Source organism: Phaeobacter italicus, assembly GCF_001258055.1.
In the GTDB taxonomy this organism is placed as follows: Bacteria; Pseudomonadota; Alphaproteobacteria; order Rhodobacterales; family Rhodobacteraceae; genus Phaeobacter; species Phaeobacter italicus.
Map to the genome: position 1 here is coordinate 753,260 of NZ_CVRM01000011.1, position 20,244 is coordinate 773,503.

The 20,244-nt window shown below is 59.9% G+C and carries 19 protein-coding genes and 1 tRNA gene; 9 read left to right on the forward strand and 11 right to left on the reverse strand.

The window, feature by feature from the left end; genetic code table 11:
* Positions 1 to 9: 9 nt before the first annotated feature.
* Positions 10 to 1,500 carry a diguanylate cyclase gene (locus NIT7645_RS06805; protein WP_008559502.1) on the forward strand — a complete coding sequence of 497 codons (1,491 nt, stop codon included), beginning with the start codon at positions 10 to 12 and terminating at the stop codon, positions 1,498 to 1,500.
* Positions 1,501 to 1,613: 113 nt separating this feature from the next.
* On the opposite strand, the gene NIT7645_RS06810 is transcribed toward NIT7645_RS06805, so the two are convergent.
* Together NIT7645_RS06810 and NIT7645_RS06820 are read right to left on the reverse strand one after the other, a co-directional pair.
* Positions 1,614 to 2,636, reverse strand: a complete 1,023-nt coding sequence (locus tag NIT7645_RS06810; protein ID WP_082204836.1) for a GAF domain-containing protein — start codon at positions 2,634 to 2,636, stop codon at positions 1,614 to 1,616.
* Positions 2,637 to 2,922: 286 nt separating this feature from the next.
* A tRNA-Leu gene (locus NIT7645_RS06820) sits at positions 2,923 to 3,008 on the reverse strand.
* A 206-nt stretch (positions 3,009 to 3,214) separates the two neighbouring features.
* On the opposite strand from NIT7645_RS06820, the gene NIT7645_RS06825 reads away from it, so the two are divergent.
* Positions 3,215 to 3,793: a YqaA family protein gene (locus tag NIT7645_RS06825; RefSeq protein WP_008561793.1), complete on the forward strand. Its 579-nt coding sequence runs from the start codon at positions 3,215 to 3,217 to the stop codon at positions 3,791 to 3,793.
* A gap of 2 nt (positions 3,794 to 3,795) precedes the next feature.
* Positions 3,796 to 4,260, forward strand: coding sequence for a disulfide bond formation protein B (locus NIT7645_RS06830; protein ID WP_008562019.1), 465 nt, complete (start codon positions 3,796 to 3,798; stop codon positions 4,258 to 4,260).
* Positions 4,261 to 4,328: 68 nt separating this feature from the next.
* Here NIT7645_RS06830 and NIT7645_RS06835 read toward each other — a convergent pair whose 3' ends face one another.
* Complete coding sequence (locus NIT7645_RS06835; protein WP_037302819.1) at positions 4,329 to 4,754, reverse strand: Lrp/AsnC family transcriptional regulator; 426 nt, start codon at positions 4,752 to 4,754, stop codon at positions 4,329 to 4,331.
* Positions 4,755 to 4,867: 113 nt separating this feature from the next.
* Between NIT7645_RS06835 and rocF the strand changes: the two genes are divergently transcribed.
* The 3 genes from rocF to ocd are packed head-to-tail and all read left to right on the forward strand — an operon-like array spanning position 4,868 to position 7,763.
* Positions 4,868 to 5,794, forward strand: a complete 927-nt coding sequence (rocF, locus tag NIT7645_RS06840) for an arginase (RefSeq protein ID WP_008559411.1) — start codon at positions 4,868 to 4,870, stop codon at positions 5,792 to 5,794.
* The gene (gene ctlX / locus NIT7645_RS06845; protein ID WP_037302358.1) at positions 5,791 to 6,720 is read left to right on the forward strand and encodes a citrulline utilization hydrolase CtlX; all 930 of its coding nucleotides are present in this window, start codon (positions 5,791 to 5,793) and stop codon (positions 6,718 to 6,720) included. Before rocF ends, ctlX begins: the two co-directional genes overlap by 4 nt.
* Positions 6,717 to 7,763: an ornithine cyclodeaminase gene (ocd, locus tag NIT7645_RS06850; protein WP_008559992.1), complete on the forward strand. Its 1,047-nt coding sequence runs from the start codon at positions 6,717 to 6,719 to the stop codon at positions 7,761 to 7,763. The genes ctlX and ocd overlap by 4 nt, the downstream gene beginning before the upstream one ends.
* 77 nt (positions 7,764 to 7,840) lie before the next feature.
* Here ocd and NIT7645_RS06855 read toward each other — a convergent pair whose 3' ends face one another.
* Complete coding sequence (locus NIT7645_RS06855; protein ID WP_008562607.1) at positions 7,841 to 8,407, reverse strand: HNH endonuclease; 567 nt, start codon at positions 8,405 to 8,407, stop codon at positions 7,841 to 7,843.
* Between the two features lie 575 nt (positions 8,408 to 8,982).
* On the opposite strand from NIT7645_RS06855, the gene NIT7645_RS06860 reads away from it, so the two are divergent.
* The gene (locus tag NIT7645_RS06860) at positions 8,983 to 9,738 is read left to right on the forward strand and encodes a pseudouridine synthase (RefSeq protein ID WP_008558973.1); all 756 of its coding nucleotides are present in this window, start codon (positions 8,983 to 8,985) and stop codon (positions 9,736 to 9,738) included.
* Positions 9,739 to 9,778: 40 nt separating this feature from the next.
* On the opposite strand, the gene NIT7645_RS06865 is transcribed toward NIT7645_RS06860, so the two are convergent.
* Positions 9,779 to 10,444 carry an alpha/beta hydrolase gene (locus tag NIT7645_RS06865; protein ID WP_037302356.1) on the reverse strand — a complete coding sequence of 222 codons (666 nt, stop codon included), beginning with the start codon at positions 10,442 to 10,444 and terminating at the stop codon, positions 9,779 to 9,781.
* On the reverse strand, positions 10,441 to 11,094 hold the full coding sequence (locus NIT7645_RS06870) for a DNA-3-methyladenine glycosylase family protein (RefSeq protein ID WP_008563255.1): 654 nt from the start codon (positions 11,092 to 11,094) through the stop codon (positions 10,441 to 10,443). The genes NIT7645_RS06865 and NIT7645_RS06870 overlap by 4 nt, the downstream gene beginning before the upstream one ends.
* Positions 11,095 to 11,183: 89 nt before the next feature.
* Here NIT7645_RS06870 and NIT7645_RS06875 point away from each other — a divergent pair, with 89 nt between their 5' ends.
* The gene (locus tag NIT7645_RS06875; RefSeq protein WP_008559674.1) at positions 11,184 to 12,410 is read left to right on the forward strand and encodes an MFS transporter; all 1,227 of its coding nucleotides are present in this window, start codon (positions 11,184 to 11,186) and stop codon (positions 12,408 to 12,410) included.
* Between the two features lie 96 nt (positions 12,411 to 12,506).
* Here the strand turns inward: NIT7645_RS06875 and NIT7645_RS06880 are convergent, their stop codons facing one another.
* From NIT7645_RS06880 to NIT7645_RS06900, 5 genes are all read right to left on the reverse strand, one after another.
* Entirely contained in the window at positions 12,507 to 13,283 is a 777-nt protein-coding gene (locus NIT7645_RS06880; protein WP_008559748.1) for a squalene/phytoene synthase family protein, read from the reverse strand.
* A 53-nt stretch (positions 13,284 to 13,336) separates the two neighbouring features.
* Entirely contained in the window at positions 13,337 to 14,950 is a 1,614-nt protein-coding gene (cimA, locus tag NIT7645_RS06885; protein WP_008560777.1) for a citramalate synthase, read from the reverse strand.
* A 56-nt stretch (positions 14,951 to 15,006) separates the two neighbouring features.
* Complete coding sequence (gene cysS, locus NIT7645_RS06890; RefSeq protein WP_050686471.1) at positions 15,007 to 16,413, reverse strand: cysteine--tRNA ligase; 1,407 nt, start codon at positions 16,411 to 16,413, stop codon at positions 15,007 to 15,009.
* A 313-nt stretch (positions 16,414 to 16,726) separates the two neighbouring features.
* Positions 16,727 to 17,299 (reverse strand): outer membrane protein, encoded by a 573-nt coding sequence (locus tag NIT7645_RS06895; protein WP_008560021.1) that lies wholly within the window; start codon positions 17,297 to 17,299, stop codon positions 16,727 to 16,729.
* Between the two features lie 318 nt (positions 17,300 to 17,617).
* The gene (locus tag NIT7645_RS06900; protein ID WP_008560134.1) at positions 17,618 to 18,121 is read right to left on the reverse strand and encodes an outer membrane protein, putative; all 504 of its coding nucleotides are present in this window, start codon (positions 18,119 to 18,121) and stop codon (positions 17,618 to 17,620) included.
* Between the two features lie 526 nt (positions 18,122 to 18,647).
* On the opposite strand from NIT7645_RS06900, the gene NIT7645_RS06905 reads away from it, so the two are divergent.
* The gene (locus NIT7645_RS06905) at positions 18,648 to 20,198 is read left to right on the forward strand and encodes a trimethylamine methyltransferase family protein (RefSeq protein WP_008562761.1); all 1,551 of its coding nucleotides are present in this window, start codon (positions 18,648 to 18,650) and stop codon (positions 20,196 to 20,198) included.
* Positions 20,199 to 20,244: the final 46 nt, after the last annotated feature.

The window sequence follows — 20,244 nt, forward strand, 5'->3', positions numbered from 1 at the left end:
GAGATCGGTATGGTACTAGAAACCCCCAGTGCATTTGAACGGCACGAGGCCGCGGCGCCAAATGACGCGCTGCTGGCACAGATGCGGGATGTTCTCAACCAGATGGAACAGGGGATCTTGGTGTGGTCCTCTGATGGGGTCTGCACGCTGCATAACGAACGCATCTTTCAGGTCCTCGAACTTGGCCCACATGACCTTTGCGTTGGCATGACGCGCGAAGCCTTTTTGTCCATCACTGTGGCGCAAGGGGTCATCACGGCCGACCGCAAGGCAGAGGTGCAGCAGCTGTTTACCACCGGCCAACCGTTTCATTTCGACCGCGACATGGCATCGGGCAAGGTCATCAACTCCTTCGCCCGCCCCCTTCGGGATGGCGGCTACGTCGTGACATTCACCGACGTCACACAGTTTCGCCGCGACGCCGCAGACCTGGCTGCCGCCAAACACCAGGCCGAAGAGGCAGAGCAGCAGGCAAAGGCGATGCTTGCCAAGGAACAGCAGTGGCGAACAGAGGCAAAGGCGCTGGCGGAGCTTGATGAATGGCTGCAATGCTGCAAGTCGCTCGAAGAGCTGTTTACGGTCGTTTCAAAATTCATGACCAAGGCCCTGCCGAACACGCAGGGAGAGCTGTATATCTATTCCAACTCCCGGGATGTGCTGGATGGCGCCTGTTCCTGGGGTGATGCGCATCTGCAGGAACACATTGCGCCAGATAGCTGTTGGGCACTGCGACGCGGGCGGGGCTACCGCTTTGATGCGGATGGGTTTTCCTTTGAATGCGGTCATGTGCGGGATCACCCGATCCTGCGCACCGTAGAAGATGCCTTGTGCATTCCCATCGTCGCCCATGGTGACACCGTGGGCCTTTTGCATGTCACCTATCCGCCCGAAACCACGAAAGACGCCGCAGAGAAGGGGTTTGAACTCGCGCTTCAATGCGGCGAACACATCAGCCTTGCCATTGCCAATGTGAAACTGCGCGATGAGCTCCATGACCAAAGCACCCGTGACCCGCTGACCCGGCTTTTCAACCGGCGCTATTTTCTTGAGGCCCTGCGAGCAGAACACACAATGGCCGCCCGCAAGAATACGCCTTTCTCGATCCTGTCGTTTGACGCTGACAAGTTCAAAGCCTTCAACGACAATCACGGCCATGACGCAGGCGACATGGTTCTGCGCGCCATCGGCGACAAGATGCAGGAGGTGTTTCGCAATGGCGAAACGCCCTGCCGCTTTGGAGGAGAGGAATTTTCGGTTCTGCTGCCGGGCGCAGATCAGGCCACTGCTGCAAACATGGCAGAGGCGCTGCGCCTTGCGATTGAGGACACGTCGATCCGCTACGGTGCGGCCACCCTGCCCCGTGTCACCGTCTCCATCGGCACCGCCAGCTACCCCGATCACGGAGAACTGCCGCAGGATCTGCTGACCGCCGCCGACCGCGCGCTATATGCGGCCAAGGCCGCCGGGCGCAATTGTGTGCGCGGAGCCGATCACGCCTGAGCACGGCCCGTGTTGGCCCGCCCAGACCCTAAACCATCCGGCAAATCCGCCCCGGACAAACCTGCTGTCTCATCTTTGACGGGGCCGACCGCCCTGTGGCTCAAACCGGGCTGCTATTCTTGTTCCAGGGTCCGTTGGCGCATGATTTCAAACCCCAGCCGGTCGCGCAGAACGGACAGCAGCTCTGTCTCGAGGGTATGGGTGATCACGCCTTCGTGGTTGAACACCACGATGTGGCCGATCATTTCCCCCTCGGTATCGTTCACCCGAATGCCGAGATAGGCGTTGAAATTCGCCTCACGGTAGCGCGGATGATGGGGATAGGCCTCTGCAAGGCCAGAGTCGATCCGCTCTTCTGGCTGGGATTTGAGGTTATGACAGGGCCGCCCCTCATAGGTCATCAACTGACCTTCCATGTCCGTCAGCCAATCATTGCCTTCGCAATAGGACAGAATCTTGAAGTAATCGGCATCATCCTGCGAGCATTCTGCGATCATCACCGCACGAACACCCAGCAGCAGCTGCACCTGCTCGGCCACCAGACGGAACACGTCCTTTGACGGCTCTGAAGGCCCTCGCGCCAGCGCCTTGAGGATTCGCACGGTGCGGAGGTTTTCCAGCTCGGTTGCAATCCGACGGGCGAAATCCGCGATCAGCTCAACAATCTGCTGGCTCTCTTCCTCTTCGATCTGGTGTTTCCAGCCAAGTTGGATCAGGCCGATCACCTCTCCGTGGACGTTGACAACGGGAAAGCCAATAAAGCTCTCCAATCCCTTGTGGCGCAGCAGGTCGTCTTCGGGATATGCGTCCTGTACGCCCTTGTGCGTGATGATGATCTGGGCGCTTCGGATCGCGTCGAGACAGGGCGTAAAACAGGCATCATACTCGAAATTCTCGATGTTTTCGCCGTCCATCCAGCCTGCTTTGACCTGAATCCGTTCTCTTTCAACGACACGCAGCTCGCTGATGGCCATAAAGTCGTTTTGCAACACGTCCTGCAGAATATCGACAAAGGTCTGCAGGAACTCCTGCCCGGAACTTGCCGACAACCGTTCCAGATCGCCGGTCACAGGCATGAGAGACGGTTGCGCAAACTGACCGCCTGTTGGCTGTCCTCCGACTGATCCCAATTCCATGACGCTCACCTCTTACTTTGATTAGCTGCCCCAGAATATCAGCTTCTGGTTAACGCAGTTTCCATCAGCATGTCGCCCAGTCGATCCCAACGTCAAGCAGATGCACTTTTTCAGCAGAGCATCCCAACAGGACGCAATCATGGCGAGCAGAGTGAATTGCAGCACCAGGCCAGCACAGCGGGCCACAAACCAGCAACCGGTTTTGCCCGTCACAACGCCATAGGTTTTGCGAGATCCAGAAATGAAAAAACAGAGAGCAGCCAAAGCTAACTCTCTGTTTTTGCGATGGTACCCAAGGCCGGACTCGAACCGGCACGCTGTCACCAGCGGGGGATTTTGAATCCCCTGCGTCTACCATTCCGCCACTTGGGCAACTTCCACACTCCTACCCAAGCGGCGCGGGGAGGTCCAGAGGCAAATCACGTCTGATCAACGGAAATTTTGCGAACCGGCAGGCAAGGATCTGCCAGCTGCGGTCCTGCCCTACGCCCCTTCCTGGAAGGGCGTGATTGCAATGGTTGACCTTTCAGCGACCACGTGGCACCGCTTTGGCAACTGACGAGGAGAGCCCCCACACAATGTTGCGCGCGCTATATGACCGAACCATGGCCCTGGCCGATCATCCGCGGGCCCTATGGTGGCTAGGTGCCGTCGCCTTTGTTGAAAGCTCGGTCTTTCCGATCCCGCCGGATGTGCTGATGATCCCGATGATCCTGGCGCGCCCCAACCGGGCCTGGCTCATTGCGCTGGTCGCCCTGATTGCATCGGTCGCGGGTGGGGTGCTTGGCTATGCGATCGGTGCGTTTTTCTACGACAGCATCGGCCAGCCCGTGCTGGCAGCTATGGGCAAGGCGGACGCCATGGCCGAATTCAACACACGTTTCAATGATTTCGGGTTCTGGGCCGTCCTTGGGGCCGGTGTCACCCCGTTCCCCTACAAGGTCATCACCATCATGTCCGGCTGGACCGGCATGCCCCTTGGCACCTTTATCGCCACCTCAATCCTTGCACGAGCGCTGCGGTTCTTTCTTGTTGCAGGGCTGTTGTGGAAATTCGGCGCGCCCATCCGGGACTTTATCGAAAAACGCCTCGGCCTCGTCTTCACGGTTTTCGTGGTGGCGCTGTTCGGTGGCTTTCTCGCACTTAAGGCATTCTGAACATGAGCAGACTTCTCATCATCCTCGCCAGCGCAGGCTCTGCTGCGCTCCTTCTTGGGGCCTTTGGCTTTCAGTACATCGGTGAAATGGCACCGTGCAAACTTTGCATCTGGCAACGCTACCCACATGGGGCGGCCGTGGTGATTGGCGCTGTCGCGCTGGCATTTCCACTCCTGATCCTGCCCTATCTTGGCGCGCTTGCCGCCTTGGCAACCGCAGGTGTCGGGGCCTATCACACAGGGGTGGAGCGCGGCTGGTGGGAAGGGCCAAGCACCTGCACCTCTGGGCCGATTGGCAACCTCAGCGCGGATGAGCTGATGCAGCAAATCATGTCCGCACCGCTGGTACGATGCGATGATGTCCCGTGGGAGATGCTGGGTCTGTCGATGGCCAGCTGGAATGCGATCGCATCCTTTGTCCTTGCGCTGCTTTGGATCGCCGCTGCCAATCACATGCGCAAGGCCTGAACCACGCCAGAAAACACAAAGACCGCCCAAGGGCGGTCTTTTTACATTCCACTGTTGAAACAGCAGTCTTAGCTGTCTTTCTTGGTGGCAAGCAGCAGATTGGTCTCGCTGCTCACAACCCCCTCAAAAGTCCGGATTTTCGCGAGCGCTGTGTCCAGTGTCTCAAGCGTTTCGGTGCCCAGCTCCACGATCAGATCCCAGCGCCCGTTGGTGGTGTGGATCGCCCGCACCTCTGGCAGGCCCTGAAGCTGGCGCAGGATCCGGCTGGTTCCGCGGCCTTCGATGCCGATCATCATCAGCCCCCGCACCGGATCGCGTAGGACATCCTCCTTCAGAACCACTGAAAACCCAAGGATATCCCCGCGGGCCTGAAGCCGCTCGATCCGCGCCCGGACCGTGGTCCGCGACAGATCAAGTTGCAACGCCAGATCCGACAGAGACGCGCGGGCATTGTGGCGCAATGCGGCGATCAGCCTTTCGTCCGTTTTGTCCAATTTTCTGTCCACCTTGATTATTTGACCTACTATATGGGCAAATTGATCGCTGGAATCCACCTCAAATCGGAGATTTCTCTAGGCTATTCACTTTTCGCAGAGGAGATATGCGCGTGACATCCAAGACCTGTATTCTGATCGGCGCCCCCGTAGACAGTGGTAAGCGACGCGCAGGGTGTCTGATGGGCCCAGACGCCTATCGCACGGCAGGGCTGGCGCGCGCAATCCAAAGCCTGGGCCACAAGGTGATCGACCAGGGCAACCTGCGCCCTGCCGATCATGCCCCTGACAGCGGCGAAGAGCTGATCTTTGCCCGCAATGAAACCATCGGCTGGACCAATCGACTGATCCGCGCTGCGGAAGAAGCGATGAAAGATGGCTTGCCGATTTTTCTGGGCGGCGATCATTCGCTGTCGCTCGGCTCTGTTGTCGGGGTGGCAAACCACGCAGCAAAAGTCGGGCGCCCGCAGTTTGTTCTCTGGCTTGATGCCCACACCGATTTCCACACCCCCGCCACGACGGACAGCGGAAATCTGCACGGCACGCCCGTCGGCTATTTCACAGGTCGCCCTGATTTTGCGGGCTTTCCCAAGGTCGCAAACCCCGTGCCGCAGGAAAACGTCTGCATGATCGGCCTGCGCTCTGTCGATACTCCCGAACGCCTGGCGCTGGAAGACAGCCAGATCCACCGCCATGACATGCGCGACATTGATGAAAACGGCATCGCCGGTCCGCTTTCTGTGTTCCTGCAACGTGTCAAAGACGCCAATGGCATGTTGCATGTGTCGTTGGATGTCGACTTCCTTGACCCGTCTGTCGCACCTGCCGTGGGCACCACCGTTCCGGGGGGCGCCACGGTGCGTGAAGGCCATCTGGTCTGCGAGATGCTGCACGATTCCGGGCTGATGACCTCGCTTGATCTGGTAGAGCTGAACCCGTTCCTTGATGAACGTGGCCGCACCGCCCACCTGATGGTTGATCTCTGCGCTTCGGCACTGGGCCGCCGCGTGTTCGATCGCCCGACCCGGAGCTATCAATGACGCTGTTGCAGGCCCCATCGGCCGTGGTCATGATCCGGCCGCATCATTTCTGCTCCAACCCGGAAACACGTGACGACAACGCCTTTCAAACCCTGGCAGATCAAACAGCCGAAGTGACATCCGCGCAGGCTCTTGCGGAGTTCGATGGCGCAGTCGAAACCCTGCGCGCGGCCGGTGTCACCGTGCATGTCTTTGATGACACCAGCCGCGACACGCCCGACAGCGTGTTTCCGAACAACTGGTTTTCGACCCACGCAGGTGGCCATGTTGCGGTCTATCCCATGTATGCGCCCAACCGCCGGAAAGAACGCCGCTGGGACGTGATCGAACTGCTGAAACGGGATTACCGTGTACAGGATGTGATCGACTATTCCGGGCTGGAACAGGACAATCTCGCACTGGAAGGCACCGGCGCGATGGTGCTCGATCACATCGGGCGCATCGCCTATACCGTCAAATCCAATCGCGCAGATCCTGTGCTGTTGGAACGCTTCTGCACCCATTTCAACTTTGAACCCATGGTGTTTGAAGCCAAGGATGCGGCGGGACGCGATGTGTATCACACCAATGTGCTGATGGGCATCGGGACCGACTATGCGCTGATCTGCCTTGAGATGATCACCAACCCGGTCCGCCGGGCCGAGGTGAAACAACGGCTGGAGGAAACCGGACGTACAGTGATCGACCTGACGCCAGAGCAGATTGCCGGATTTGCCGGTAACGCGCTTGAGCTGAAGGGCCGCAAACGACTTTTGGCGCTGTCTGCGCGTGCAGCCGAAGTGCTGCGCCCGGATCAGATCGCCCTCATCGAGCAGAGCGCCACGCTGCTGCCGCTCAACATTCCAACTATTGAAACCGCAGGCGGGTCGGTGCGCTGCATGCTGGCAGGCATCCACCTCAGCCCCCGTGAAAGGACTGTGTCATGACCCAACCCTCAGACAAGGCTCTTGTCCCTTTTGTAAGCGTCGACAACATGATGCGCCTGATCCACACCATCGGCATCGACACGGTGCTGAAGGATCTTGCCGCCTATATCGAGGAAGATTTCAAACGCTGGGAATTGTTCGACAAAACCCCGCGCGTCGCGAGCCACTCCGACGTCGGCGTGATTGAGCTGATGCCAACCTCAGATGGCGAGGCCTATGGCTTCAAATACGTGAACGGCCATCCGAAAAACACCTCTGAGGGGCTGCAGACCGTCACGGCCTTTGGTCTGTTGGCGGATGTCTACACCGGCTATCCGGTTCTGTTGACCGAAATGACCATCCTGACTGCGCTGCGCACTGCTGCAACCTCTGCCATGGTGGCAAAACACCTGGCCCCCAAAGGCGCAACCACAATGGCGATGATCGGCAATGGCGCGCAATCAGAGTTTCAAAGCCTCGCAATGCAGGCGATCTGCGGATTGAAATCCGTGCGGCTCTATGACGTGGATCCGGCAGCAACCGCAAAATGCGCCGCCAACCTGCAAGGCAGCGGCCTTGAGGTTGTGGTCTGCAAGAGCCCCGAAGAAGCAATCGAAGGGGCGCAGATCCTGACGACCTGCACCGCAGACAAGCAATATGCCACCATCCTGACCGACAACATGGTCGGCAGCGGTGTTCACATCAACGCCATCGGCGGCGACTGCCCCGGCAAGACCGAACTGGCGCCCGGCATCCTCACCCGCTCTGACGTGTTTGTCGAGTTTCCGCCCCAGACCCGCGTCGAAGGCGAAATCCAGCAGATGCCCGAAGATTTCGAAGTGACCGAGCTGTGGCAGGTGATCCTGGGCGAGAAACCGGGCCGCCGCGACGACAAGCAGATCACCCTTTTTGACAGCGTTGGCTTTGCCATCGAAGATTTCTCGGCCCTGCGCTACATCCGTGATCGCATCAAGGGCACCGATTTCTTCTTTGATCTCGACATGCTGGCCGATCCCGATGATCCGCGTGATCTGTTTGGCATGGTTCAGCGCGCCAAACCCTAAGCGGCGCAGGAAAGACGACAAGCGGCCCCGCCAGCACAACTGGTCGGGGCCGTTTTACGTTTGCATATCGGTGGAACTTAGCTGTCCAACTCACTGTCCCAATAAAGAAAATCCATCCATGTCTGGTGCAGCTCTGGCTTTGGCCGCGGTAGGCGTCGGGCGATGTTGTCCAGTTCATGCGGGCTGGGCGCATAGGGTTTGCGCCGCAACTTCAGCCCCACCTGCTGCGGGGTCAGATTGCCCTTGCGCAAATTGTCGGCACTGCAACAGGCCACGATATTGGTCCAGGAGGATTCACCACCCCGGCTCCGCGGGATCACGTGGTCAAAGGTCAGCTCTTTGGCGGGGAACCGTTTGCCGCAGTACTGGCAGCAAAACTCATCCCGCAGGAACACGTTGTACCGGGTAAAGGCGACCTTCTTGCGCTTGCGATAGCGTTTGAGGGCGACAACGGCCGGCACCTCAAATGACTGGGTCGCGGAATGGACCTCCACATCCTCATAGGTCTTGACCTGGATCACGCGTTCCTGATGGACCGCGACAAAGGCATCCTGCCAATTGCACACGGACAGCGGAGCCCAGCTTAGGGGTTGCATATCTGCATTCAGGATCAATGTCCTCAGATTGCCAACGGCGACCGTCATACTTCACCTCCTCGTTGCAACAGCTGAGGTCCGCGCCAAGGCCCCTGCCATTGTCCGTTGCCCTGCCCCCGCGCCGCAGCACGACCCGACACACCAACGGTTTCAGAAAAAACAAAAGCGCGTGGAAACCACGCGCTTGTCTCAAAATTCAACATGCTCAACAGAACCAGGACCTGCGTCCAAAGGGGGCTCCTGCTCAGGGCTGCACGTATTCGCAGGCCACTCAGCGGACGCACCCTGACACCATGGTGCGGATCATCCCGCCACGCGACACAGGACAACGCCAACAGCCGGGCCCGGCCCGGCTGGCTGATGTCTGTGCGGATATCATCGTGGTCTGGCATGTTCTGCAACGGTCCTACTGCCCGGTCAGTCTGTGGTTCGACGCCAGGGCGGGGAGCCCGCCCCTGCCTGAATTCAACTATATATCGTGTCAGCAAGCTGGCAAGCCCCATTATCAAGCCCGCATCTGCGCCCAACCAAGCCGGTCCTGTCATCGCTAGGATGATTCCATGACACCCCCATGACAGGAGGATCCCCTTGCGTGGCTGCTCTGTGCTGCCTATTGCAGGCCCATGACCCGTCTGATCCGTTTCAACAAACCCTATGATGTCCTGCCGCAGTTCACAGATCGCGGCAGCACCGACAGCCCACGCGCGACGCTCAGCGATTGGATCGATCTGCCCGGGGTTTACCCTGCCGGGCGACTGGATCGGGACAGCGAGGGGCTGATGCTCCTGACGGATCAGGGGCGTCTGCAGGCCTGGATTTCCGACCCGCAGCACAAGATGCCAAAAACCTATTGGGTTCAGGTCGAGGGCACGCCAGACGCGGCGGCCATCACTGCGCTCGCCGAAGGGGTTGAGCTGAAAGATGGGCTGACCCGCCCCGCCAAAGCGCGACTGATTGCCGAGCCCGAAGGCCTGTGGGCGCGCAACCCACCGATCCGGGTGCGAAAATCCGTCCCTGACAGCTGGATAGAGCTGACGATCCGCGAAGGGCGCAACCGGCAGGTCCGGCGGATGACGGCAGCGGTCGGCCATCCCACATTGCGCCTGATCCGCGCCGCAATCGGCGCGTGGACCCTCAATGGCCTGGGTCAGGGACAATGGGAGGATCTGGAGGTGCCCAACATTCCCGGTCCGCCCAGACCCAAACACGTGCCCAACCGTCAGGCCATCGCCCGCCGTCACGCCCGAGAAGAGGCCGAAGCCAAACAAGAGGCGCGCGTTTCGCGTCCAAAGCCCGGCAAATCCACGGGCACCAAAGCAGGCAGCGCCAAAGCAGGCAGCGCCAAACCCCGAAAACCAAGAAAGCCGCGCAAGGGCTGATCCTCGCGCGGCTTTGCTCTCGTGTCTGCGATCTTGGTGATCAGAGGCTCAGCTTGTCCCGCATGAACGCCAGCGCCACGCTCAGCCCGTCGGGCGCAATGCCGTGTCCGGTCCCCTTCATGATATGGGCGAAAACATCCTGAAACCCGGCTTCCTGCAGGGCTTCTGCAGCTTCTGGCAGGGACTGGGGCGGAACAACATCATCCGCATCCCCGTGAACCAGCAAAACCGGCATCTTGGAGATCACCTCGTCGCTGAAAGTCTCAGGCGACAGGAGCCGACCCGAGAAGGCAACAATCCCCGCAATCGCATCTTCGCGACGCGGCGCGACATGCAGGCTCATCATTGTGCCCTGCGAAAACCCGAACAAAACGACCTGCTCCGGCAGCACATCCTCGTCCACCATCAAGGCATCCAGAAACGCGTTCAGATCCTCGGTTGCCGACATCATCCCACGCATGGATTCCTCTTCCGAGGAGCCATCAATCCAGGGGATCGGAAACCACTGGAAGCCAAATGGCGCACCGGCGCAGCGTTCGGGGGCATCAGGTGCCACAAACAGCGTGTCTGGTAGATGCTCGCTCAGCGGATCCGCAAGCCCCAGAAGATCAGCGCCATTGGCGCCATAGCCGTGCAGAAACACCACAACCGAGCGTGTCTGACCTGACAGCGGCTCCTTGCGTTCGGCTTTCAAAACTCGTGTCATCGGATCCCTTCCCTGTCCTTTGCCACACGGTAATAGGCCCAGAGCACGCGCGCCGCAACCGAACGCCACGGCGACCAGGCTTCTGCGATCTTGCGCATCTTGGCCGGCGTCGGCCGATCCGCCAGCCCCAAGAGCAGTCGCGCCCCTTCCTGAAGGGCAAGATCGCCATGAGCAAACACATCCGCCCGCCCCAAAGAGAACATCGCATAGATTTCTGCTGTCCAGGTGCCAATCCCCGAAACCTGGGTCAAGGTGGCGATCACCTCATCATCCGGGGCGTGGCGCAGGGCGTCAAAATCAATCTCGGCCTCTGCCAGGGCGCGGGCGTATCGCATTTTCTGCCGACTGAGCCCGGCAACGCGCAGATCCTCGTCGCTTGCCACCTGTATCGCCGCAGCCCGGTCAAGCCCTGCCGCCACCATGCGCCCCCAAATCGCATTGGCCGAGGCGACGCTGACCTGTTGACTGACGATCGCGCTCAATAATTCGGCAAATCCTTCGGGCTTGCGCCGCAGTGGCAGTGGCCCGCATTGCGCCAGCGCGTCTGCAAATCGGGGGTCTTGGCCGGCCAACCACATCGCGCCTTCGTTCACACAGCTGTCTGACAGAATGATCCGTCCCACATCGCCCTTGTCCGTCTGTCCCGCCATCTGCCGTTCCTTGCGTCTTTTTCGCGCGCATAGCGCACCCAACCATCATCATTCTTGCCCCGTCCGATTTTCACGGCTACCCATCTGTCATGACTGACAGCCTTCCCCTTCACGACGACCGGATTGCCAAGCGCAATGTCGTCATTCTGGTGCTTGCGCAGGCGTTTTTGGGCGCGCAGATGCCGATGATCTTCACCATTGGTGGTCTTGCAGGTCAATCGCTTGCCAGCAATGCCTGTTTTGCAACATTGCCTATTTCCCTTTTGGTCGCGGGCTCCATGCTGGCAGCGACCCCGATTTCCGCCATCATGCAACGCTACGGACGGCGGGCCGGTTTTCTTGTCGGAACCACGGCCGGCGCGATTGGCGGTCTGATCGGGGCGTATGGCCTTTACCTGGGCTCCTTCCCGATTTTCCTTCTCGGCAGCTTCATGACCGGCATCTACATGAGCGCCCACGGCTTTTACCGCTTTGCCGCCACCGATACCGCGTCAGAGGCGTTCCGGCCAAAAGCGATTTCCTATGTGATGGCTGGTGGGCTTCTTGCCGCCATCATCGGGCCCCAGCTGGTCAAGGCGACAAGCCAGGCCTTTGTTATTCCGTTTCTCGGCACCTATATGGCGGTGATTGCGATCAATGTGATTGGCTCGCTGTTGTTTGTCTTCCTCAAGATCCCGAAACCGCCCCGCCCGGCCGAGGACGCCCCCAAAGGGCGCAGCCGGATGGAGATGCTGCGCACCCCAACGATTGCGGTCGCCGTGATCTGCGCGATGGTGTCCTATGCGTTGATGAACCTCGTGATGACCTCCACCCCGCTTGCGGTGGTCGGCTGCGGTTTTGACGAAGGAAACGCGGCAGATGTGGTCACTGCCCACGTTCTGGCGATGTATGTGCCGTCTTTCTTTACCGGTCACCTGATCGCCCGCTTTGGGGTGGAAAAGATTGTCGGCGCTGGCCTCTTCATTCTTGCTGGTGCAGGCGCTGTTGCCCTTCAAGGTGTTGATCTTGAGAACTTCTTTATCGCGTTGATCCTGCTTGGGATCGGGTGGAACTTTGGTTTCATCGGGGCGACGACCATGCTCGCTGGTGCCCATGAAAGCTATGAGCGTGGCCGCATGCAGGGGTTGAACGATCTTCTGGTGTTTGGCGGCGTGACCTTTGCCTCGCTGGCCTCAGGTGGTTTGATGAACTGCTCTGGCGGCTCGCCGGTCGAGGGCTGGACCGCTGTCAATATGGCGATGGCACCCTTCCTGGCCCTTGCCGGGGGCGCGCTGCTGTGGCTGGTTCTGCGGCCACGGGCGCTGCGCGATGCCTGACGGCACCACCGATTGCTGAAACAGAACCGCCCGCGCAGGTCTGCGCGGGCGTTTTTTTGCGGAAATCTGGTTTTCACACAGATGTCGCTGGAAAAATCACCAGCGACCTGTGCTCACCCGCCAGATCAGCCCTGCACGGCGGCGAAACTCGCTGGTGCCCAGCTCTCCCGCTGCCACACGTTGGGGTTCTGCGATGGCCTGTCGCAGGATCGCCTCTGCCTGCCAGCCCGGCAGCATCGCAGGCAGTGCAGATCGCGCCACCTTTGTTCGCTGTTGGCGGGCCTCCCGCAGGGCCTCAAGGCCGGACTGTGCGAGCGCCTTGACCCCGACCTCTGTCCCATCAAGCAGCGGAACACGTTTTTCCGCTTCCAGCTTGGGGATCGCCCGCAGCCAATTCGCCACACCAACGCCAAAGCCGAAGCGACGCACGACTGTCTCGTCAGTTGCCCCAAGGGTCGCCGCAGCCATCCACATCAGCGAGCCACTGGTCTTGTCGATATGATCGGCAAGTGCGGCCGCATCCTCGAACGGGTCGCGATAGATGTCCCAACGGCGGGCCTCGGCCATTGCATCGATATGCGCCGCCAGATCCGGGCGCAGCACTTGGCCCAGAGGGGTCGCCACGAAGTGCCGTCGCACAGGCCCGCCTGCGGCGATTTCTGCGCCAACATCACGCCACCATTGCACCCGCATTTCGGCAATCATCGACTCCGCCGACGCCCAGGGCGCGCGCGCCAGTTCCAGGTTAAAGGCATAGAGCGCAAACAACGCGCCCCGCACCTTGACCGGCGAGGCCATGACGGTTTGAAACCGGTCTGGATCCCCCTTCTGCACCAGTTCGGCACAGGCAATCAGATCATCATCAAAGTCCATCGTGAAGACCTATCTCTCAGGCAGAAAGAGTGGGCAGAACCTGCACGCGGCGCTCAGGCGTCATCGCGCAACAGCTTCCAGCGGATCGCATCCAGAAGCGCCTCAAAGGAGGCGTCTATTATGTTCGGGCTCACCCCGACAGTGGACCAACGCCGGCCCTTTCCGTCTTCGCTGTCGATGATGACACGGGTCACGGCCTCGGTGCCGCCTTGGGTGATCCGCACCTTGAAGTCGACAAGCCGCATATCATCCAACGCTTTGGAATAGCGCCCCAAATCCTTTATCAACGCTTTGGCCAGCGCATTCACGGGGCCGCGATCACTGCCGGTTTCGTCCATCGATTCACTGACCGACAGCAGCTTTTCTCCATCGACCTTAACCACGACAACCGCCTCAGAGAGCGACACCATCTTGTCGTATTTGTTTTTGCGCCGCTCCACCGTCACCTTGTAGCGTTTCACCTCAAAGAAGGTGGGCAGCTGGCCAAGTTCTTCGCGCGCCAGGATCTCAAAGGAGGCCTGCGCGGTGTCATAGGAATAGCCCTCTGCCTCGCGGGTCTTGATCCGGTCAAGGATCCGCGCCAGCGCAGGGTCGCCCTTTTCGACGGACAGGCCCGCCTCGGACAGGCGTTTGCGCAGATTGGACTGCCCTGCCTGATTGGACATTGGGATGATACGCGCGTTGCCGACCAGTGCGGGGTCGATGTGCTCGTAGGTGCTTGGATCTTTCAGGATCGCGCTGGCATGGAGCCCCGCCTTATGGGCAAAGGCAGATGCCCCCACATAGGCTGCCTGCTTCATCGGCACGCGGTTCAGGATCTCGTCCAGCATCCGGCTGAGCTTGGTCAATCCCGCCAGCCCTTCGCGGCTCACGCCGATGTCGAACTGATCCGCATAGGGCTGTTTCAGCAGAAGTGTCGGGATCAGCGTTGTCAGATTGGCGTTGCCGCAGCGCTCGCCCAGGCCATTCAATGTCCCCTGGATCTGACGCGCCCCTGCATCAACGGCGGCAAGCGAACAGGCCACGGCGTTTTCCGTGTCGTTATGGGTGTGGATGCCCAGATGGCTGCCCGGAATACCCGCTGCAACAACCGCCGCCACGATGCGCCCAACTTCCTCTGGCAGGGTGCCGCCATTGGTGTCACACAAAACCACCCAGCGCGCGCCTTCGTCATAGGCCGCGCGGCACGCGGCAAGCGCATACTCCGGGTTGTCCTTGTACCCATCAAAGAAATGTTCGGCGTCAAACAGCGCCTCGCGTCCCTGATCCTTGATATGGCGGATCGAGGCGCGGATATTGTCGAGGTTTTCCTCCAGTTCGATGCCAAGCGCATGGGTCACATGGTAGTCATGGCTCTTGCCCACCAGACACACCGCAGCCGTACCCGCGTTCATCACCGCTGCCAGAACCTCGTCATTGGCTGCAGAGCGCCCGGCCCGCTTGGTCATGCCAAAGGCGGTCATGGTGGCGCGTGTCCTGGGGGCTTCGTCGAAAAAGCCGCTGTCCGTCGGGTTTGCGCCGGGCCAGCCGCCCTCGATATAGTCGACGCCCAGTGCATCCAGCGCCTCGGCAATCTGGGTTTTCTCGGCCGTGGAAAACTGGACGCCCTGGGTCTGCTGCCCGTCGCGCAGCGTGGTGTCGTAGAGGTAAAGACGTTCTTTTGTCATTGGCTGGCCTTATGGCTTGGCAAAATAAGCAGGCGCCCCGGATCGGGCTGGCGTCATCATGGCTTCAAAGCGGCTTCCAGTTTCGAGGCATCAAATCCCGCGCCGGGCACCAGCTCGACGCCAGCTTTTGACATGCGAACCTCAACGCCCGCTTCAAGATACGCGGATTTGAGCCGGTCAACCTCGGCAAAATCCTTGCTCTCCATCGCAACGGTGCGCGCATCAAAAAGTGATTTTTCATAAACACTTAGATCAACTTCTTCACCCTTCGCCCAGGCGCCCAGCTCCTCCGTCAGAAGGCCCATCAATTGGGCGGATGCCAGAAGCGATGCTGCATCACCTCCTGAGGCCAGTTTATGCAACTCTGCCACTGCCCCTGCGGTGTTGAGATCATCAGACAGCGCGGCAATCACCGCGGCAGCAGCACTGGGCGCGGGCTCGATGCCCGCGGTCAGTGCCCGCCACTTGCGCAAGGTGGCCTCGGCCTCTTTTGCCTTTTTGTCGGTCCAGTCCATCGGCTTGCGGTAATGTGTTTGCAGGAACACAAAGCGGATGACCTCACCCGGATAACCCTGTTCAAGCAGGTCGCGGACGGTGAAAAAGTTACCGAGCGATTTGGACATTTTCTTGCCCTCGACCTGCAGCATCTCGTTGTGCAGCCAGATCTTGGCAAAATCGCCTTCCGGGTGGGCGCAGCAGCTTTGGGCGATTTCATTTTCGTGATGCGGGAACATCAGATCATTGCCGCCGCCGTGAATGTCGAAACTTTCACCAAACAGCTCGTGGCTCATGGCAGAGCATTCGATGTGCCAGCCCGGACGTCCACGCCCCCAGGGGCTGTCCCAGCCCGGCAGCTCATCCGTGGAGGGCTTCCACAGTACGAAATCCATCGGGTCACGCTTGTTGTCGGCCACTTCGACCCGCGCACCGGCAATCATGGCATCCACGGACCGGCCCGACAGTGCGCCATAGTCCTTGTAGCTCTTGACCGAAAACAGCACATGTCCCGCGCCATCGGGATAGGCATGGCCTTTGGCGATCAGCTCTTCGATCATCGCGATCATCTGCGGGATATAGGCGGTTGCGCGCGGCATGTGATCGGGCTCCAGCGCGCCCAGCTCGGCCATGTCGGCCAGATACCAGCTGATGGTTTCCTCTGTCCGCTCCTGCACCAGCTCTTCCAGCGTGCCCGGCGCGCCTGCCTCCTTGCGCGCAACTGCGGTTGCGTTGATCTTGTCATCCACATCGGTGAAGTTGCGGGCATAACTGACGTGATCGGGGCCGTAGACCTCGCGCAAGAGGCGATAGAGCACATCAAACACCACCACCGGGCGCGCATTGCCCAGATGGGCGCGGTCGTAAACCGTCGGCCCACAGAGGTAGAGACGCACATCGTCGGGATTGATCGGGTCCAGCACCTCTTTGCCTCGGGTGCGGGTGTTGTGCAGCTTGATCGTCGTCATCACAAATCCTTCGTCTGACCGCAGCGCATGCGCCTCTGGCCGATCTCCCAACGGGTGCCGCAAGATAGCGGCGCGCAGCGCGGGCTTAGCAAGTTGTTCAAAAGAAGGGAACGACAGAAACCAGCCCGCTGAGTATTTCAGCAGGTAATGCAGCAGGTAATAATGTTGCACAGCCGGTTCATGAGCTTTGCGTATCACAGCCCAAATCCGCCGCCAAGCCTGCAAATAAACAGGTCGACCAAAAGAAACGCGGCGCATCCCGAAGGATACGCCGCGCCTGCCCTCAGGTGTGAGGGATCGGGATCATCTAGGATCAGAAGCGATAGGACGCCCGCAGGGACACGGTGGTTGCGTCCGCGCTGATGCCGCTGCCGCCCAGATCGTCAAAGTCGTGTTCCAGGATCTCGCCGCCAACGGTCCACTGTTCATTCACACGGTAGGCCATGCCGATGCCGTAGAATTCGCCGGTTTCATCCCCGACAGAAGTGTCGACCTGCGCAACACCACCGGTCACATAGGCCAGAACCGGGCCAAATTCGTAGCCGGCCTTTACCTTGGCACGGGCCACGGAATCCACTGTTGCGCCGCCCAGGTCCGTGTCGGTCGCGTCATAATCGAGTTCACCGCCCAGAACGAACTGACCGAAGTCATAGTTGTAACCGGCGTGAATACCATAAGAGACATCATCCCCCGACAGACCATTGCTGGTGTCTGCATCCAGCTGACCGATCTGGCCACCGATGTAGGCGCCGGTCCAGTCTGTGCCGGTTTGAACCACGGTGACGGGCGCTGGTACGGGCTCCACAACCGGCTCTTCGAGGTTGCCGGCAAAGGCAGGGGTGCTCAGTGCGGCGGCGATGGCTGCCATGGATACGATACGGGTCATGTCGATTTCTCCTTATTCGTCGTTCGACATTGTCATTCAGAAGGCGCCCCACTCTGGCGCCTGCCCCACCTAAAGAAACACGGGCCGCCTTTTGTTCCAGAGGGGACGCGAATTTATTGAATTTCTGCGCATGGTCTGGCCGAAACAGGCCGCTCCTCGGCAGCAATTGGCCCATGTTTTCAGGGGTTTTTCGGCCATCAGCGGGCCATTGCTCGCCCGCGATGTCACCCGGCTACTATCAGCCGATCAACATTCACAATGTCACCGCATCTCTTGAAACGGCGCGGCTGGGATCAGGTGCGAGAGGACAGAGCAGGGTCAGAAACTGAACGACGCAGTCAGAGAAATCCGGTCACCGCCAGCGGTGTCAGGGCGCGCAGAGCGGTCGGTTTCATGCAGGTATTCCCCGCTCAGCCGAAGGGCACGGTTCAGAGAGTATGTGAGGCCAACGCCAACCACTGCGCGCTCCTCTCTTTCACCCGGCTCCCCCTGGGTTTCGGTGCCAACAGTCACATAGCCAAGGGTATCGCCCAGATCATATCCGGCCCGCAGACGCAGCTCTGGCACCGTATCCTCCACACTGCTGCCCGGCCCGCCGTCAACGGCGAGATCACCACCTATGACCAAGCGGCCAAAGTCATGGTCATATTCCAGATGAAAACTCTGCCCCGGGGTGGCGCCGATGCCCTGCTGTTGCCCCGCAGGTGCCTGCGCCCCACCAATGATGAAACGCCCCCAATCGCCAGCCTGCACTGACGGAGGTGTCAGGATTACCCCGGAAGACAACAGGGACGCAGCCACCACACGCAGAAAACGGCCCATTTTTCGGGCTGGTATTGTCTGTACCGTGTTGCAAGAGACAGGTTTCATCGTCTCGACCCCATGTTGGGACACGCCGTTTTGGCATGCGTCCGTCCGCAACAGTCATTATCCGCACAAAAGCTTAACAGTCGGTTGTGACGCGGCCCCGCGAGGACGTAAAATCCTGCATGCCCCGGCTATTTCCGTGGCAGGTTGGCCGCGAGGATCCAAGTCCTTGTTTTCATGTGATCGGCCCATGACCGGATCGCGGGCGCCCCCCCTCATGCTGACCAATCAACCGTAAAACCCTGAAAAAGAGGTCGCAAATTTCACGTAGGTCGCAAACAGGATAGAATCCGTCGTCAAAAGTGCCAGCATTCCTATAGGAAACGAGGAGAGCGGCATGAGAGCCCCTGCCACTGGCGATCGCTGGATGATCTCGCTGATCGGGCGCACGATTGGTGCCGCGCGTGGTCGCGCAGCCAGAGGCCGACCGTTTCCGGGTTGAGCAATTCAAGACCCTTTTGCCAACCCAACGAGACCTTACATGACTGACCAATCCAATTCTCCCCGGGCTGCGCGCTCCGGCGGACGTTCTGCGCGCCGCGCTGCGCGCGCCTCGGCCCTGCCCGACCATCTGCGCCCCATCCGCGCAGGGCTTGAGGGGGGCACCCTCAATCCGCTGTCCGCTGCCGACATGGACAAAATCCACCACGCCGCCCTTGATGCGCTTGAGCGGATCGGCCTGGCCGACGCCCCAGAGAGCGGCATCGCCTATCTCACGCAGGCTGGCGCAATTCTGGGCGATGATGGCCGCATCCGTTTTCCCCGCGCGCTGGTGGAGGACACGATTGCCAAGGCAAACAGGTCGATCACGCTGTACAGCCGCGATGGCAAGAACGATCTCGATCTCTCCGGGACGCGGGTGCACTATGGCACCGCGGGGGCTGCGGTTCATGTTGTGGACGTCCACGGGAAGGAATACCGCGATTCCACTGTGCAGGATCTGCACGATGCCGCCCGCATTACCGACCAGCTGGACAACGTCCATTTCCTGCAACGTCCGATGGTCTGCCGCGACATCCTCGATAACATGGAAATGGATCTCAATACCGTCTACGCGAGCTGCTCTGGCACGATGAAACACATCGGCACCTCGTTTACCGAGCCAAGCCATGTGGCCCCCGCACTTGAGATGCTGCACATGATTGCGGGAGGCGAAGACAAATGGCGCGCGCGCCCGTTTGTGTCCAATTCCAACTGCTTTGTTGTGCCACCGATGAAGTTTGCGACCGAAAGCTGCGAGGTGATGGAACTGTGCATCAAGGGGGGGATGCCTGTCCTCTTGCTGTCCGCGGGCATGGCCGGGGCCACGGCCCCCTCAACGATTGCCGGCGCAATTGTCCAGGCGGTTGCGGAATGCCTTGCAGGGCTGGTTTATGTGAACGCCGTCCAACCCGGCGCGCCTGCCATCTTTGGCACATGGCCCTTCGGGCTGGATCTGCGGACAGGGGCCATGTCCATCGGCTCGGGAGAGCAGGCGCTGCTCACGGCGGGCTGTGCGCAGATGCATCGCTACTACGACCTGCCGGGCGGCGCTGCGGCCGGTGCCTCAGACAGCAAGCTTCCGGACATGCAGGCAGGGTGGGAGCAGATGTGCTCTAACGTGATGGCCGGGTTGTCTGGTTGCAATATGATCTACGAAGCGGCGGGCATGCATGCCTCGCTCTTGGGATTTTGTCTGGAATCCCTGATCCTGAGCGACGATTTGATCGGCCAGGCCATGCGCTGTGTTCGCGGGATCGAGGTGACAGAGGACACCCTCGCCGTCGACCAGATTGCCGAGGTCTGCCTGGGTGGGACTGGTCACTACCTCGGCACAGATGCCACGCTCAGCCGGATGCAGCAGGATTTTGTCTACCCGACCTTTGGCGATCGTACCTCACCAAAGGAATGGGCTGAGCTGGACAAACCCGATCTGATCGAAAAGGCAATCGCGCGCAAAGAGCAGATCCTGAGCCAAGCATCACAAGCGCAATTCGATCCAATACTGGATCAGGCATTGCGGGAGAGGTTCAACATTCACTTGCCCGCGTAAGGCATTGAAAAATACCCCGGATAGACAATTATCCGGGTTGTTTTAT